Origin of the sequence: Vibrio nigripulchritudo ATCC 27043, from assembly GCF_000222685.1 — a bacterium.
GTDB lineage: Bacteria > Pseudomonadota > Gammaproteobacteria > Enterobacterales > Vibrionaceae > Vibrio > Vibrio nigripulchritudo.
The window spans coordinates 12,268-26,980 of sequence record NZ_AFWJ01000224.1 but is presented as its reverse complement, the minus strand read 5'-3'; the positions used below and the strand labels follow the sequence as shown (position 1 = coordinate 26,980).

General features: G+C 43.2%; 14 protein-coding genes. 7 read left to right on the top strand and 7 right to left on the bottom strand.

Features of this window, described 5'->3' with window-relative positions:
- Window positions 1-15: 15 nt before the first annotated feature.
- The 6 genes from RH89_RS16450 to RH89_RS16425 all read left to right on the top strand — a co-directional run bounded on the left by RH89_RS16450 (window position 16) and on the right by RH89_RS16425 (window position 6,979).
- Window positions 16-4,125 (top strand): DUF637 domain-containing protein, encoded by a 4,110-nt coding sequence (locus RH89_RS16450; RefSeq protein ID WP_004404358.1) that lies wholly within the window; start codon window positions 16-18, stop codon window positions 4,123-4,125.
- A gap of 263 nt (window positions 4,126-4,388) precedes the next feature.
- Window positions 4,389-5,123 carry an immunity 49 family protein gene (locus tag RH89_RS16445; RefSeq protein ID WP_158091122.1) on the top strand — a complete coding sequence of 245 codons (735 nt, stop codon included), beginning with the start codon at window positions 4,389-4,391 and terminating at the stop codon, window positions 5,121-5,123.
- Between the two features lie 49 nt (window positions 5,124-5,172).
- On the top strand, window positions 5,173-5,514 hold the full coding sequence (locus RH89_RS16440; RefSeq protein ID WP_004404355.1) for a hypothetical protein: 342 nt from the start codon (window positions 5,173-5,175) through the stop codon (window positions 5,512-5,514).
- A gap of 70 nt (window positions 5,515-5,584) precedes the next feature.
- On the top strand, window positions 5,585-5,920 hold the full coding sequence (locus RH89_RS16435; RefSeq protein ID WP_004404352.1) for a hypothetical protein: 336 nt from the start codon (window positions 5,585-5,587) through the stop codon (window positions 5,918-5,920).
- A 382-nt stretch (window positions 5,921-6,302) separates the two neighbouring features.
- Window positions 6,303-6,617 carry a hypothetical protein gene (locus RH89_RS16430; RefSeq protein ID WP_004404350.1) on the top strand — a complete coding sequence of 105 codons (315 nt, stop codon included), beginning with the start codon at window positions 6,303-6,305 and terminating at the stop codon, window positions 6,615-6,617.
- Between the two features lie 26 nt (window positions 6,618-6,643).
- The gene (locus RH89_RS16425; RefSeq protein WP_004404348.1) at window positions 6,644-6,979 is read left to right on the top strand and encodes a hypothetical protein; all 336 of its coding nucleotides are present in this window, start codon (window positions 6,644-6,646) and stop codon (window positions 6,977-6,979) included.
- Between the two features lie 156 nt (window positions 6,980-7,135).
- Here the strand turns inward: RH89_RS16425 and RH89_RS28785 are convergent, their stop codons facing one another.
- Window positions 7,136-7,597: an alpha/beta hydrolase gene (locus RH89_RS28785; protein WP_139063302.1), complete on the bottom strand. Its 462-nt coding sequence runs from the start codon at window positions 7,595-7,597 to the stop codon at window positions 7,136-7,138.
- Window positions 7,554-7,994 (bottom strand): alpha/beta hydrolase, encoded by a 441-nt coding sequence (locus RH89_RS16420; RefSeq protein WP_004404343.1) that lies wholly within the window; start codon window positions 7,992-7,994, stop codon window positions 7,554-7,556. Before RH89_RS16420 ends, RH89_RS28785 begins: the two co-directional genes overlap by 44 nt.
- Before the next feature lie 448 nt (window positions 7,995-8,442).
- On the opposite strand from RH89_RS16420, the gene RH89_RS16415 reads away from it, so the two are divergent.
- Window positions 8,443-9,453 (top strand): hypothetical protein, encoded by a 1,011-nt coding sequence (locus RH89_RS16415; RefSeq protein ID WP_004404341.1) that lies wholly within the window; start codon window positions 8,443-8,445, stop codon window positions 9,451-9,453.
- Between the two features lie 69 nt (window positions 9,454-9,522).
- On the opposite strand, the gene RH89_RS28780 is transcribed toward RH89_RS16415, so the two are convergent.
- The 5 genes from RH89_RS28780 to RH89_RS28775 are packed head-to-tail and all read right to left on the bottom strand — an operon-like array spanning window position 9,523 to window position 14,628.
- Window positions 9,523-11,694: a sensor domain-containing protein gene (locus RH89_RS28780; RefSeq protein WP_004404338.1), complete on the bottom strand. Its 2,172-nt coding sequence runs from the start codon at window positions 11,692-11,694 to the stop codon at window positions 9,523-9,525.
- Between the two features lie 15 nt (window positions 11,695-11,709).
- On the bottom strand, window positions 11,710-12,210 hold the full coding sequence (locus RH89_RS16405) for a Rab family GTPase (RefSeq protein ID WP_004404336.1): 501 nt from the start codon (window positions 12,208-12,210) through the stop codon (window positions 11,710-11,712).
- Between the two features lie 17 nt (window positions 12,211-12,227).
- Window positions 12,228-12,806, bottom strand: coding sequence for an OmpA family protein (locus tag RH89_RS16400; protein ID WP_004404335.1), 579 nt, complete (start codon window positions 12,804-12,806; stop codon window positions 12,228-12,230).
- Between the two features lie 55 nt (window positions 12,807-12,861).
- Window positions 12,862-14,193 carry a hypothetical protein gene (locus RH89_RS16395; RefSeq protein ID WP_004404333.1) on the bottom strand — a complete coding sequence of 444 codons (1,332 nt, stop codon included), beginning with the start codon at window positions 14,191-14,193 and terminating at the stop codon, window positions 12,862-12,864.
- Window positions 14,194-14,628, bottom strand: a complete 435-nt coding sequence (locus RH89_RS28775) for a hypothetical protein (RefSeq protein WP_004404332.1) — start codon at window positions 14,626-14,628, stop codon at window positions 14,194-14,196.
- Between the last annotated feature and the right edge of the window lie 85 nt (window positions 14,629-14,713).

The following is a 14,713-nucleotide window of genomic DNA, read 5'->3' as shown; positions in this document are numbered from 1 at the left end:
TTCGAGGGCGTCAATATGAAAAAGATACTTAAACATGCTCTTCGAAAAATGAAGTGCAACCCGAAAAAGTTCACTGCCAATATGTTGTTGGTTACCCTGGCGGCGCAATGGAGTATGCCAATTTACGCGGGTGTTCGATATGCTAAAGATGTGAAAGCGTTGGAAGACTCGTTAAACTCTGCTGCACGCTTAGAACTAGCGCCGAGTAATAATAACTATACCTACAAAGAAATTTTCCCTTATCCAGTACCTGATATCTTTGATGGGTTTGATTACTTTTATAAGAATGCATCACGACACAATGCTAGCCAATTTGCCGATGTAAAATGGATCCCAATTGGCGTCGGCGATATCACCACTTTTATCCCTAAAGCGTCCGCTAAACCTAAGTTCATTGGTACGCCCTATGTGGAGCGAGACATTGTTCGCCTTCAGCTTAACCAGATGCTCAACCGAAGCTATATATCAAGTAATGGATTAAGCGCGGAGCACTCGGAGCAAGGTTACAATGGCATGATTCGCCTATTGTACAAGAATGGCTTGGAGTGGTTTAAGAAAAATCCAACCGTTAAATTTGGGCAAAACTTAACAGAAGCTCAAATTAACACTCTTCCCAAAGACATGATTTGGCCAGAAATAAGGGAACTGACGACCGGTCAAGAAATCGTGATTCCGTTTGTTTACCTTACTCAAGCCACGTTAGCCAAAGAAACGGTTACCGATACAACGCTAGACATTGGAAGCGGTGTTATCAAAACACACAACTTCTACATCAACGGTGGCAAAGTCATTTCTGACCGACAGCTTCATATAGCAGCATCCAATAAGTTCAAGCTCGTCAACGGTTCTGTTTCTTCTAACCAAATCTTTGTTAAAGCAAACGAAATTGAGAATTTATCTGGTGACATAAGTGGTCGTAAAGTTCAACTACTTGCCAACCAAATTACCAATAAAACATTGGTATACCGACACAACTACGAGCATGGTTTCTCAGAGCTTGCAGGTAAGTTGGCGACCATTACGGGCATCGATAGTCTCAATATCTACAGTGCCGGAGACTTTACAGTTGAAGGTGGCAATCTTAAGTCTAATGGTGAGTTGAAAGTTAAAGCGGGGGGCAAAGTGACCATTGTTCCTCAAAAAGTTAGGCAAGATCATGCTCAGCAGGGGGAACACTGGCAAACGGCGACCAAATCGCTCGTTAATATCCAATCTGAATTGAGTGCTATTGATCTACTGTCGATTGTCGGTAATGAAATCTATGTCACTGGCTCGGTTTTAGAGAGTGAAGGTGTACTTGAACTGCTCGCGAGTGAAGGCATCTACTTGACCGCTGCGATTGATAACTTTAGTTCTAGCGAGTCTTTTGAGTCTCAGACGGGGGGCTTATTCGGAACCAAAGAGTCTTCATCATTCAGTGAGTATCATGAAGGAATCGTCGAGACACTACTTAAGTCTGGTCAAGATCTTGTCATAAGCACAGATATGGGTCCTGTTCGCATGTCTGCCGTTAACGTAGAGTCCGGTGGCGTAGCGAAAATTCTCGCGGATGATGTGCATTTTGAAGCCTTCATTACTCAGGCAATGGAAAACTCGCAGGAGTCTTACACAGGTTCATTGAGCTTTAGGCACCAAGGTAGCGGTTTCTCCGAGCAATATGCTCATTACAATGAGTTCAGAGCCAAAGGTGGTTTACTGGTTGACGCCAGAAATGGTGTCCATGTAGACATAGTATCGGGCAAAGATGCTGCCAGCATAGAACAAACATTAAATGCTCTTTCCTCCAGACCTGGAATGGAGTGGCTAGCAGAGCTTCGGAATAACCCGGAAGTCGATATTCATTGGAATACTATTCAGCTAGAAATTGAACGCTGGGATTACGACAACAGCGGCCTAACACCTGCTGGTATGGCGATTTTGGGCTTGGCGATAACCGCTGCAACGGCGGGAAGCGGAGGGCTTTCCATTATTGCAGGCGAAGGGGCTTTTGCTACTGCGATTAATGCAGGTTATTCAGCAATCGTTACTCAAGCAACTGGTTCTCTTTTGGCTAACGGTTTCGATGTAGGTAAAACGCTCACTGAAATTGCAAGTCATGAATCCATTCAAAACCTAGTCACGTCTATGGTCACTGCTGGGGTGATGCAAAACTTAAGTGCGGAGTTCCTTGCAGGAGACAACGGGCTGAATAGCTACCTCAATGAAGTTATTGAAAATGATTACATTGCAGACTTTGCCCAACAGTCGATTCAGTCTGTCATGCATGCGACAGTTTCTGCCAATGCACAGAGTTTATTGAGTGGTGAGGGCTTTGCTAGTCTTGATTTTGAAAAGATTGCAATTAAGTCCCTGGCGATGTCCGCCATTAATATCGTTGGTAAAAAGCTTGCTAACAAAATTCACGATGCAAAGAGCAGAATACCCGTTGATGCGAATGGTGACATCCAGCTAGAGTGGGATGAGAACGGGAAAATCGTCCTAAACGAGCCTATCTCTTCTGCTGCTGGATACATTGCTCATGCGGCGCTTGGCTGCGTGATGCAAGGAGCGATATCCATTGCCAATGGAGGAAACCGCGACGACCACGCTCAAGCTTGTGGATCTGGTGCGGGTGGTGCGGTTGTTGGTGAATATATTGCGGGCAACCACCTAGAAGAAGCCAATCGACTTCTAAGTGAAACTGAAAACGCAACCATAGAGCTGATTTCAGACATTGGTAAACTGAGCGCTCTTTGTGGTGACAGTATTTCAAATGGTACCGATTGCCAACTCGTTTCTCAGAGTACTTTCGACAAAATTAATGAGTTGAAAAAGCAAGGTGTATCAGTTTCTGCTTTGATCGCTGGTGTAACGGTGTTTTTCTTCGGTGGTGACGTTGGGGCTGCGTCAAGTGCAGCTGAAAATGCCGTAGAAAATAATACGTTCCAAATAAAAGCGCTGCGTTTTACTGCTCGTGCGCTAGTTTCGTTGGCAACATATTATCTTCGTATCGAGGCAATTAATGACGGTATCAAAGTTCTTGAAACACTGCGTGACATAGCAAAAGGAACGAATACTCTAAACCCTGGTCAGTTGCTGGTTGAACTTCTAGCAGAAAAGGGCATAGAGCTCGCCAGTGAAGCGGTGTTTAGGAGGCTTCCATTACGAGATCAGTTGAATCGAGTTCGAGAGGAATTGATTAAAAATGGAGATGAAGATCTCGCGTCAGCGCTCAAAGATATTGAAAACCACTTTACTGGGATTGACACACCCGACGGAAAGATTGGTATAAACGATGCTAATCCAATTAAACCTTACCCACTCGATCCAGTAACAGGAAATAGACTTGCCAGACCTGATGGCGTTTCACTCAGTGAGTGGGAAGACTTTATCAAGCATAAGCAATATGATGCGCCAACTTCCAGAATGGATTTTGAGCAGTTTAAGTCGCTCAAAGAAGGGTATACTTACGACAAGAGTACAGGGCATTGGCGTTCTAATGAAAGAGGAACGATAGCCGGTGTATACCGAAGAGACAAGCAACAACGTTCCAGTTTAGTGAGATCAAATGACTTACACCCAGAATTTGGGAATCAATCAACGTCGGCTCTTCTAGCTAAACGTAAGGATTTACTCGCATCTGATCCACACTCGGTTGAAGCAAAGCGCATTACGGAACACTTAGGCGTAACCAATGGAGAACGTTTGGCAAGAGCTCCAATACAAGTGGGTGGGCTGAGCCTAAAAGAAAGAGGAATTGCTACCTATAAATCAAACTTGAATGACAAAAAAGATCAGTTTGATGATATATATTTAGATCCGCCGACAATTGTGGAGTACAAAGGCAGTGGTCGATTACCGCCTTCAAAAGCCGCTGCGATTTGGAGTGATGGTAAGAAATATGAGCAAGGCACTTGGGAGCATGCCGATGCAACGCTAAAGAAGTATGAGAGATTTGCTAAAAGCGAAGAGATAAAGCAATGGCCGGCAGAAAAGCAGCTAGAGTTTAAATCGGGAATCAGCAAGCTAAGAACTGCTCTCACAGACGGTGAACTTGAATTCAAAATGGTTACTCAAGTTATTGAACCAAGTGGTAATTTAGGAAATATTGTTGTGGATACATATACATTGAGAAATCCGAACTAAGACAAAGAGTTAGAGTTAAAATGAGAACTAAGCATCATAGAGAGTTATCTATTGATCACGATAAGAATCTTGAGATTCAGCTTTGGTTGATTCCAATAAATTCCCTTTATGAAGGAAATTCAAAGTTAGAGACTTATAGCAAAAAGAAAACATTATATATGCACTCTGATCGGTATAGGGTTTGTATTATTGAATCGATACTTTTAAATGTGGATGAAAGGTATACACGTTTTCTGCAATATTGTTCTGCTCAACTCAGTTGGATGGCATTTCGCTCCATCCTATACCGAGGCAAGAAATCGCATTTCCACTTGGAGTTTCTCGACACATCCATGGAGCTTGAACCGCCAGAGGGCTCTTACGGATTTTATGACTGGATGGATGCGGTAAGCGCGAATGCGATGGTTCGCAATAACGAAGGGGTAAAGGAGCTGTGTCTTGTTGAGCAGGAGATTCTCGGAACGTACTTTGATGAACCGTTTAGACGAGTGAACAATATCTATTTTGAGTTCTTCAAGGTGTTCTATAGAAATGAAGCAGACCCTCAAATAAGGGCTGAAGCACTGAAAAGTGTTCGTGCAATAGGTGAGCCCGGTGTTATCAACGCCATTGTAGAACGAGAAATCGAGAACCGAATTCACTCGCTTTACACGCCACTGGTAAACATCATCGAAGCGATTTGGCAAGGTAACCACGAGGGTGTCGAACAAACGGTGCTGGAGGCAATGGATAAAAATTACCATTACTTCGCGTACCTTGTTCCTGAAAAAGGGCAACCGAATGGTGAAAAGTCGCTCGATTTGGGAGATGTTGATGCCATGTTCTATGACAAAATCATCGCCTTGCTTGCCGTGTATTTTGACCAAACGGGTAAAACGATGAGCTTCGACAGCCCATATTTACCGGAATGGATCATCAAAAATGAAGGTCCAACAATTCAGGAAGTCCTTGCCAACCCACCCGTGTTTGATCTGGAACACGTATTAGGCAACCAATAAAAGGAAAAGAGGCTTGTGACAGCAAGCCTCTTTAATTTAAGGATAGATAATGAAAAAGAGAATACTCGCAACGGCTTTGGTTGTGTGTGCTTTTACGGCTCAAGCACAAGTAAAAACGGGTCCAGAAATAGAAACGCTGTATCCGGTTGGATTTCATCATGATCAAGGTGATGGTCTTTATATTGAATTTCAGCCAGGTGCAATGCCAGGTTGCTATGGAGATAAGGGTGGGCGGCTCAGTAAAAGTAATCCTAATTATAAAGAGTATTACTCTTTGCTACTTACTATGATGACCACAAAAAGCTTTAAAGGACAAATTCGATATGAGCAAACAAACCATACAGGGTGGTGGAGCTGCTCAATAGAAGGGATATTTGTTTATCCAAAATAATAAACATTTCTCTCAACACAAACTAATGAGTAGAATTATTTAATTTTCTTAAATTTGAAGAGTAATAGCTGTGAAAAAAATTCCAATCATTTTATTGTCGTTAAGCTTTCTTGCGCCCGTTGTTAATGCACAAGATATCGGCTTTGGTACGTTAAAAGGGGTTAAGGTTTACGATTTTAAAACAGACAAATCTTTGCGTATTTATTTCAGCGATAGTGCTACCCATTTAAACCAAGCCTGTAAAGGCGTTGCTCGCTTCACATTTAGCCGCCACAGCTCTGAGTTTATTGATAAAGTTTTAAGTGTTGCAATGGCTGCACAGATCTCTGGTAAAAAGGTCCGAATTCACTCGGAAGAAGGCAGTTGTGAAGGGGCATTTATTGCGCTTCAAGAAACGCGTTTTTAATTAATGTATCAATTGTTAATAAATGAATGTTTATTATATTGCAATAGGTGTTTTTGATAATTGCGAACGGAACGACCTTTGCGCATTATAATTCGAATTTGATTGGTGTTCTTAAAAACTTTTGGATTTGCGGATGGTAAAAAAATATATTTTACGCTAGAAAGTAAATCTAAACCTCACCCAGATTGTTAATCTAACTATTTTGTTATTCCGGATACGATACCGAGCGACAGAAGACAAATATTACTTTCTCGATTTTTAACGGATCATGTATCAAAAAAGAAAGTGAATATAGGGTTTGGTGTGAGAGGAGATTGTGTTCACGGACATTTTCGTGTTCATCGCGCTGGTTAAATATATGACATATTAATAAGGGGATTTTATGAAAAAGTTGGCTTGGCTCGTTCTATTGTTTCTACCGTTTGGCGCATTTGCTTCCGGTCATTACAAGTCGGGCAAAATCAGTAATCTTACTGCCGTGACTTCTGGAATTTTGATTATGATGGATTCAGGGTTACCTTCGAAATGCGCAGGTTCACCCTACGGCTGGATGATGATCAAGCAGGAACATACAGCACTGACTTCTGTCGTGCTAACTGCATGGGCAGCAGGTAGGACATCAGGAACAGTTTATGTGGCTGGTCGAGAAAATGGCACAGGATACTGCTTGGTTACACAGTTTGACCCAGCAGGTTAAAATTAACATCAATTAGGAAAATAGAAATGAGAAAGTATTTGTTAGTCTTGTTTGGTTTATTCTTTACATCTTCAGCATTTGCTGTTGGAAATAGCCAAGGTGGAAAGATTGTCCATATTGGTTCAGTCAATGATGCGATCTTGTTTAAGATTGCTGGAAATTCTGAATCGAACCGTCCATCTTGCGCCACTACTGGACGCTTTTCTGTTCACAAAGATAGTGTACATGCATCTCTTGTTCTCACTGCGTTTGCAGCTGATAAAACACTAGCGAATGTCAGAGGATTAGGAACTTGCCACCTATGGGATAATTCTGAAGACTTACGTTGGATTGAAGTTTGTCCGTTAAATGGTTGCCCTTAGAAACTCTCGTAACCATCAGACACTAAGAAATTGAATACGTCTGTTTCATCTAATTGCGAAGTATCTTATGTAAGAATGTATATGTAAAACAGGTGTGTATCTTAATAGTAATAAGCCCCATTCCAAATGGGGCTTCTGCGTTATTTAGCTCTTATATTACTTCACACAAACTTCTGGGTAGCATTGGAATACAGCTCGGATGCCATTATACAGGCTGCTGTATACGATGCTTCTGTGCGATTCTTTTGTTTCTATTTGATAGGTTGAGTTCAAAGGATATTGAGCTTCAATCACTTTAGAAACTGTGTCTATTCCGCCGATGTGGCTGATGTACAAATCCATAAACTCAGGTGGAATGTTCTCTTCCCACGCTGCGGAAATGTAGACCATATGCTGGTTAGACGGGATGTTGGTTGCGGCTGTCGTCACACGCTCTATCATCACCTGATTGTCCCACCAAAGGGAAGGATCCATTGCCACATAGCCTTCAAAAACGGAGTTTGCTGCTGGTGAAATCAGGCTGGACACCACAAATAGCCCACCTAGAGAATGACCTGCGATAACCTCGAACCCATCAGTGCGATAGTTCGTGTTCCACCCAAGGTACAAGTTCTTCAACGATAAACCTCTCAAACTGTGCACTTTGACCCGTCACGGCACCCGGTGGTGAAAACTCATTGGTATATACGGTTGGAGTTAAATCGCGAGCGCGAGTGTTATCTGGGTTTTCAATGGCAATTAAAATGGCTTCTGGGACACCAGCACGAGTATTCAATGCCCACATGGCACCTTGAATGTTTTTAATGAGATAAGACCCATCTGTAAAGTAAATAACCGGGTACTGAGCATCTGGGTTGTTGTGATAGTTACCGGGTAAAGCAACCCAGACTCTACGTTGTTCTTCCAGCACTGCGGAAGTCAAAGTGTGCGACTTTATTTCAGGCCACTGCAGTAAGCCTGAAGCGTGCAAACTTGACGCCCAAAATGTAGCAAGAAAAATTATCCATTTTTTCATGGGTTAAGCCTCTTAAATTATGAAACATTACGCAAAAACAGAGACTCGAATGAGAGGTCTCTGGGATTTTATAATTTATGTGAGTGAGAGTTCATATGACATTTATTTAGAGAAGTTTTAATTAAAAATAGAAAATTTGCGGCTGGTTTTGGATATCTTGATGTAAGTGTTGAAGAATTAAATTAACTTGTTGATTTAATTTGGTAATCATGAGTTTTTTCTAAAGTTAAAGGTCAACGGATAAAGTATCGAACAATACGATAGTAATTCACTAGTTTAGAAAGCTAATTCCAGTGATGAGCTTAGTTGTACTAAGAAATGATTCATATTGGTATTTTTATAAAATTAAGGCTCATTTTATTACTATTTTGACGCCCAGTTATGCAAGGCTATTCATTCTGAATTTATGATTCTGGTGACATAAACTAACACTTATGGAAAGGGAATTATGATCAGTTCATTTATTGGAACAACCAACATAGACGGCACTGGTAGTGCGAACGACCTCAACGGCGATAACGCAGCCGCCTCAGTCGTAGGTTTTGATAGTTGGTCGGGCGATGGAGTGTCCATTGAACACCTCGATGACTCAAGTCAGTCTGTATTTATTCGCTCGGATTCTTGGAACAAACAGGGTTACAAAGAAGCAAAAGTCGAAGGCGAAAGCGAATTGGTACTAATCAGTAACTTTGTCGAAATCAATGTTAATCTTGCGAACAATACGGGTTCAGAAGTCGTAATCGAAAACGCCAAGCGTGGTGAAGTCACAACAGGCGATGGGGCGGATATCATTTCTATTTCTGCTTATAGCAGCAATGCTCTCTGGAGTAATCTGTTTACTATCGATTCTGGTGCCGGAAACGACCACATTGTATTTACGCATTCTAAAAATTCACAGTTTACTGAGTTTGATATTAAAGCGGGTTCTGGGGATGACATTGTCGACATATCAGACCTGAGCTCTCCAGCCACATGGATATCACGCCCATCAGATGCGATTTATGAAGAACTGTTTGGTCCAAACGAACTAGGAACACCGCCACAGATGACTCGCAACGTCGATGGTGGTTCTGGGTTCGACGTATTGAAGTTGGGAAACAATCGAAATGAACAATCAAATTTCGAAGATCATGTCATGTACTCTAACTTCGAAGCCATTGTTGGCGTCGGGGATGATGTGAATTTGATTCTGAACAACGAAATGCTGACCCATAACGACGCAGCAAATGAAACGGGCTTCGGCTTGATCATTTCTAATGCGGGCACTTGGATGGAAGAGTGGTCGCCATACTTTCAGTTTTCATTGATCACAGAAGCGCGTGCGCTAACGGCAGAGGAATCGGAATATCTAGAGTCTCATAGTTTCGCTGCTGATGACTTTATCTCTTTGACCTTCGAAACATCGACCGATACGTTTCAGGTCTTTACCGACAGCGATTACGACGCCACCTATGTTTAGGAAGGGTGTTTAGCTGTTTATTTGACTTCTAAAACTGAAGATAACCGCCAACTGTTCAATCAGAGGCGGTTATTTTTTGGGTAACACTATTCGTTTTTCTTCTGTTTCGGTCTTGTATGCTAGTTCCAGTTGGCTAAAGGGCAATGGCTTGTAAAAGTAGTAGCCTTGAATGTAATCGCATTCCACTTTGGTCAGGCAGTTGAGCTGTTTCAAAGTCTCAACCCCTTCTGCAATCACCTTTAAGTTTAGGCTGTGCGCGAGTTCTATCAGCGAGGTAGTGATCAGCATGCTCTGATTATTGGCAGGCAGCTCGTCGACAAATTCTTTATCGATCTTAATAAAGTCGACGGGCATCTGCCGCAAATAGTTCAAAGAAGAAAAGCCGGTACCAAAATCGTCCAGAGCAACAGTGACGCCAAGCTGTCTCACTTTGCCCAGAACATCAAGAATAGAATCAATGTCGGCGAGCAGACCGCTTTCGGTGATTTCAAGTTCAAGATGGTGGGATGGCAATCCACTCTTTTCTAAAGCTTTGTTTACATGGTTGTAGAAGTCAGGGTGTTTCAACTGCTTGGTTGATACGTTAACCGCCATACGAATATTAATGCCATCATCGAGCAGGGATTTTGCGTCATAACAAGCCTGATCTAATACCCAACGACCAAGAGGAATGATCTGACCGGAATCTTCTGCAATCGGAATAAAATCATTAGGGAAAATAGTGCCTTCGGTGGCATGCTCCCAGCGTACCAGTGCTTCTACATTGAACTCGTCACACGGTTCAACATTCACTTTGGGTTGGTACAGCAAGTGGAAGTCGTCGTTTTTAATCGCATCGTGAATATCGTGTTCACGCTGTAAGCGGAGTGAGAAGGTAAGATCGAGCTGCTCAGTGTAAATTCGGCATTGGTTACGTCCAAGCTCTTTGGCAGAAGACATGGCAAGATCGGAGTGCTTTACAACCTCAACAAGGCTGACTTTATCCTCTACGGTGGCGATCCCGATACTGGCTGTAATGCTCACGGATTCTCCGGCAATCAGAACAGGTTCGCTGATCGAACGGCGTAGGCGGTCAGACATGGGCTTGAGCTGTTCAGCCGCGCCAACCGCGATAATTGTGAATTCATCTCCGCCCAGATGAGAGACAAAATCTCGCTGTTTTACGCAACGTGAAATTCTTGAACCAATGAGCTTGAGTACTTTGTCTCCCTGCTCAAAACCATACTTGTCGTTGATTCGCTTAAAGTAATCTAGGTCGATGTATAGAATTGAGTATGTATTTTTGTTCTTTTTCGACGCTTTTACTGTGTCTTGCAGTTTGCGCCAGAAGTAGCGTCGGTTTGGCAACTGAGTGGTGTACTCGTAGCCAGTATAGTTACTGTCATCATGTTTATCGTCCAGACGAAGCTCGGATATGTCGTGAACAATACAAACGAAATGAGTGACCTGCTGGCGCTCATTTTTTATCGGCGCGATATTCAGGCGGATAAAATGTTTTTGGTTCTGAATCGTTTTGGTCGAAAACTCACCTTCCCAGAAAGAACCAGCGGTGAGCACACGGTTCATCTCGGGGTAAACGGGTTCGGCTTCGTTACACCAACGCTCAAGCAAAGCCAGTGATTGAGAGCTTGCCACGTCTTCAATATGAAAGAGTTTTTTAAACTCGTTATTGACGCTCAGTACCTTGCTTTTACAGTTGAAAATGATAACAGCCGCAGACTCCGATTTTACGGAGTCGCTGATTTCTTTCATGCTGGCATTTTCATCAAATAGCCGGGCAATATCGGATTGCAGATTACGCTGCCTGTGGTTGAGCTCAGTTACCAGTTTTTCATTGAGCAGGGCGATGTCTCTGGCTTTTTGCATCATGTCCTGTTCGAACTTAAAGTGCTCTGTCCGATTTTCGATGATCAGCAAGCTCTCACCAGCATTATTGGAAGCAATTGCTGTGAGCTGAAGTTCTTCACCTTCGGCGTCTGATTCTGTCCATACCCCAGAGCTTATTGATTCTGTGGACTCTGGCTCTCCCCAAACCGTGTCCGCATCAATAATGAAGTTTTCAATGAAAGGAAAGGCTAAAGAAACATCCAGTTTCTTAGCGCTAAAGGTTGCGCCTGTTTGCTCGCAATATAGTTGCCTGAACCATTCAGCTTCCGGTGTCAGTGAGCAAAAAGACTGATCCTCGTTTCTGACCAGTACAACGTAGTTCAGTGAGGTGAGAACGGCTTCCAAATGGTTCATCGCTATTTCCCTATATCAGTCTCGCTCAAGCATGATTTCAGCAAGCTTCTGGAACGCTTCATCAACGTTTTGCCCGCTTTTTGCACTGCATTTAAAAACGGCGGAAGACTTTTCTTCTAACCGGGTGATTTTGTCGTTTCCGATTGACCATTGATCTTCCAGATCGCACTTGTTCAGCATCAATGTGATCGGTATATCTCCACAATTGTCCACAATCAGAGTTCGCAGCTCATCGGCTACGTCCAGGCTGTCTGGGCGTGTGCCGTCGACCACAAGCATGGCTCCCGATGCTCCGCGTAAATAGGAGGTATTAATGTTGGTGTATACGTCTTTCCCCTCCAGATCCCAAAGCAGAAGCTGAACAGGTTCGGGGCTAAGGTCGACATATTTCTTGGAAATTTTCACCCCAATTGTGGTGTGGTACTTATCGGTAAAAATGCTTTCAACGTATCGTCGCACTAAGCTGGTTTTCCCAACTGCAAATGCGCCAATCATGCAGATTTTTTTGGCTTTCATGCGTGCCCTCTAATCCTTCACAAATCCTTGTTAATCACATCAATGGTGACTCTTCTTAATGCGGATGAAATGCTTTCTGATGACTCAATATTGCTAATGTTTAAGGTAATGATGTGGTTGGCATTGATACCATTCTCTACCATTACCTGTTTCACGTTCTCAGCCCTTTCTTTACTGAGCTGTATGTTTCGTTCGACAGTCCCTACATCGTCTGAAAAACCGGTCACAATGAATATCGGCGTCAGACGCGGCGACAGTTCCTGTCCGAGGCTGACCAGAGATTTTGCCTGACTGACAAAACGCGCTACGTCCTGATTTCCGCCTGTCGGAGAGACTAAGTTAACGTCGTACTGAAATTTGGTCTGACTCAGGTTGTGAGCAAGCTGATTGTACTCCTGAGTTTTGTTACGAATGACTGGAGTCACTTTGAGCTTTTGAGAAATGAGCGATAGTTCAGGTGCGGATCGCTCCAGATAACTGCGTATCTGGCTCTCTGTGGTTTCAGAGATTTCACCTTTTAGCTCAATTTTTTGATTTTCAATTTGAATCGCCAGTGACTCACTATTGCCAATCATGGACTTGATGTCGCTGACCACAATGGCATTGCGCAGTCGTTCTGGTTGCGAAATCTCATCTGGAAGAAGCTGCAGCTTACTGGAATCTATTCCCAGGTTGCCATCTACCTGTTCTATGTAATGGGTTAGCCCGGCTAAAGTTGAAGGTTTTTAACTGTCCTGAAAGCTTAACGTCTTGGTCGGATACCCATACTCTTACTGATTCACTTTCACTCAAATTTGCCAGAATGTTGTGACGTATAATGTCTGTAAGAGTGAGTTGATATCTGGGTATTTCACCGGATTCGTTGAAGTCGACGACTTTGTCTTCAATATCCTGAGTGGTATGAAGGTAGCTGATATTGTTAAGGATCTCAGAAGGTTCACGCGAGCCGGGTTTGCGTAAGACTGAAAGGGTAATGTTCTCGTCTTCAATGACCGATTCAACAACCAGATAGTTAGGTTCGAACTCGAAAATTTGTCTGGTGACGTCGTGTTCATTGCTCACATTGATGTGAACAAATAACTTGTAGAAACCAAAAACAATAAACAGCAGAAGAATAACGAACAGTCTCCACGGGAATCGCTCTTTGGCGTTTTCTTCGAGCGAATTTCCAATCAGACATTTTTCAAGCAGTGGCTGGGACTCGGCGTATTCGGAATTGTCCCCATTGAAGTTGGACAGTCGTTCACCGTACTTTTCTTCAATGCTTTCTACGGTGGTTGCTATGGTTACGTCCAAATGCTGGTTTGGAATGCCTCGCACAGCGGCTGCCAGAATAACGTGTGGGGCAACTTCGATTTTCAGAACCAACTCACCCAGTCGGACACCTTCAAGCGTGTCGTCACTGTTTCCTCTGAAAGAATCGGAAACAAAATCGGTGATAGCCGTCAGCATACTGGATACCAGTTCAGGATCGCTGGTTTCAGCACCTTCAAATGCCACGGAATTGAGTAGCAAACCCGTTTCCCGATGAATCAAGAGCACCTGTTCAACCTGAAACACGGAGGTCTTCATTAGAAGAAACTGAGCATAGCTGATTCCCTGCCGCCATGCCTGATAACGCCATTTAATCGACTTTAAGCTGAAGTTTTGGGTAAGCACCTGATTTAACGAAGCGATCAGCTGATTGAATGTGGCACTGACGGATTTTCGGACCGCCGCACCAATCACAGGGTAAAGAATGTCTGCAAACTTCTGAGTGCTGTTATTTATGGAAACTTCGATAGCACTATTGATGATAGGTGAAAGCTCTTCGGTGACTTCGTTGTTCTTTTTGTTTCGCGCTTTAATTGCTTCAACAATGACTTCAGCGACACGTTCAGTGTCGCTGTTTTTGTCTAAATAGTCTTTGAGAGCACGTTCGTACTGCTCTCCGAGTACCAAAGAACGGAGTTCCTCGATCTGCGAGTCGTCCCGGCTGATCATTTATTGTCCGTCGAGGTCGTCTGCCATGGTTGAAAGTAGCGTTGCCAACGTTTTTCTGTCGGCTTTATTCTTTCTCAAGTCTTCAGAGACGCTGTCGATTTTGCTCAATGCTTCTTCGTGTTTATCGTGCAGTTGTTGCGACAGTTCGCCAACTTCCTGTGTGAAGTGCATCTCTAGGCTAGTGTTATTTTGCTGGCTGGTTTCAGCGAGACCTTCGAGTGAATCTGCCAGCTTGGCAATCTGAAGGTTGATGGAATCGAGTTTTTTCTCTAACTGGATAAAGGTCTGGTTGGTTTTGTCTGATAGCTCTTCGATAGCACTTTCGATGGATTCAGCGCGTTCCCCAAAAAGCAGTTGCTGTATTTGTGTTAGTTGATCCGCACCGTTTGTTTGAGGCTCAATTTCAACATCTGAGCTCTTTGCTTGCTTAGTCATACCATTTCCCTTTCATTTTCAGGTCGCATCCAGCTAGTCAGCTTTATCAATAAGCGTATGTGGTGATTAAGATTTAATCAAATAT

Coding starts and splice junctions, on each gene's coding strand:
- RH89_RS16450 (WP_004404358.1), top strand. CDS start 16: ATGAAAAAGATACTTAAACATGCTCTTCGAAAAATGAAGTGCAACCCG.
- RH89_RS16445 (WP_158091122.1), top strand. CDS start 4,389: ATGGCATTTCGCTCCATCCTATACCGAGGCAAGAAATCGCATTTCCAC.
- RH89_RS16440 (WP_004404355.1), top strand. CDS start 5,173: ATGAAAAAGAGAATACTCGCAACGGCTTTGGTTGTGTGTGCTTTTACG.
- RH89_RS16430 (WP_004404350.1), top strand. CDS start 6,303: ATGAAAAAGTTGGCTTGGCTCGTTCTATTGTTTCTACCGTTTGGCGCA.
- RH89_RS16425 (WP_004404348.1), top strand. CDS start 6,644: ATGAGAAAGTATTTGTTAGTCTTGTTTGGTTTATTCTTTACATCTTCA.
- RH89_RS16420 (WP_004404343.1), bottom strand. CDS start 7,994: ATGAAAAAATGGATAATTTTTCTTGCTACATTTTGGGCGTCAAGTTTG.
- RH89_RS16415 (WP_004404341.1), top strand. CDS start 8,443: ATGATCAGTTCATTTATTGGAACAACCAACATAGACGGCACTGGTAGT.
- RH89_RS28780 (WP_004404338.1), bottom strand. CDS start 11,694: ATGAACCATTTGGAAGCCGTTCTCACCTCACTGAACTACGTTGTACTG.
- RH89_RS16405 (WP_004404336.1), bottom strand. CDS start 12,210: ATGAAAGCCAAAAAAATCTGCATGATTGGCGCATTTGCAGTTGGGAAA.
- RH89_RS16395 (WP_004404333.1), bottom strand. CDS start 14,193: ATGATCAGCCGGGACGACTCGCAGATCGAGGAACTCCGTTCTTTGGTA.
- RH89_RS28775 (WP_004404332.1), bottom strand. CDS start 14,628: ATGACTAAGCAAGCAAAGAGCTCAGATGTTGAAATTGAGCCTCAAACA.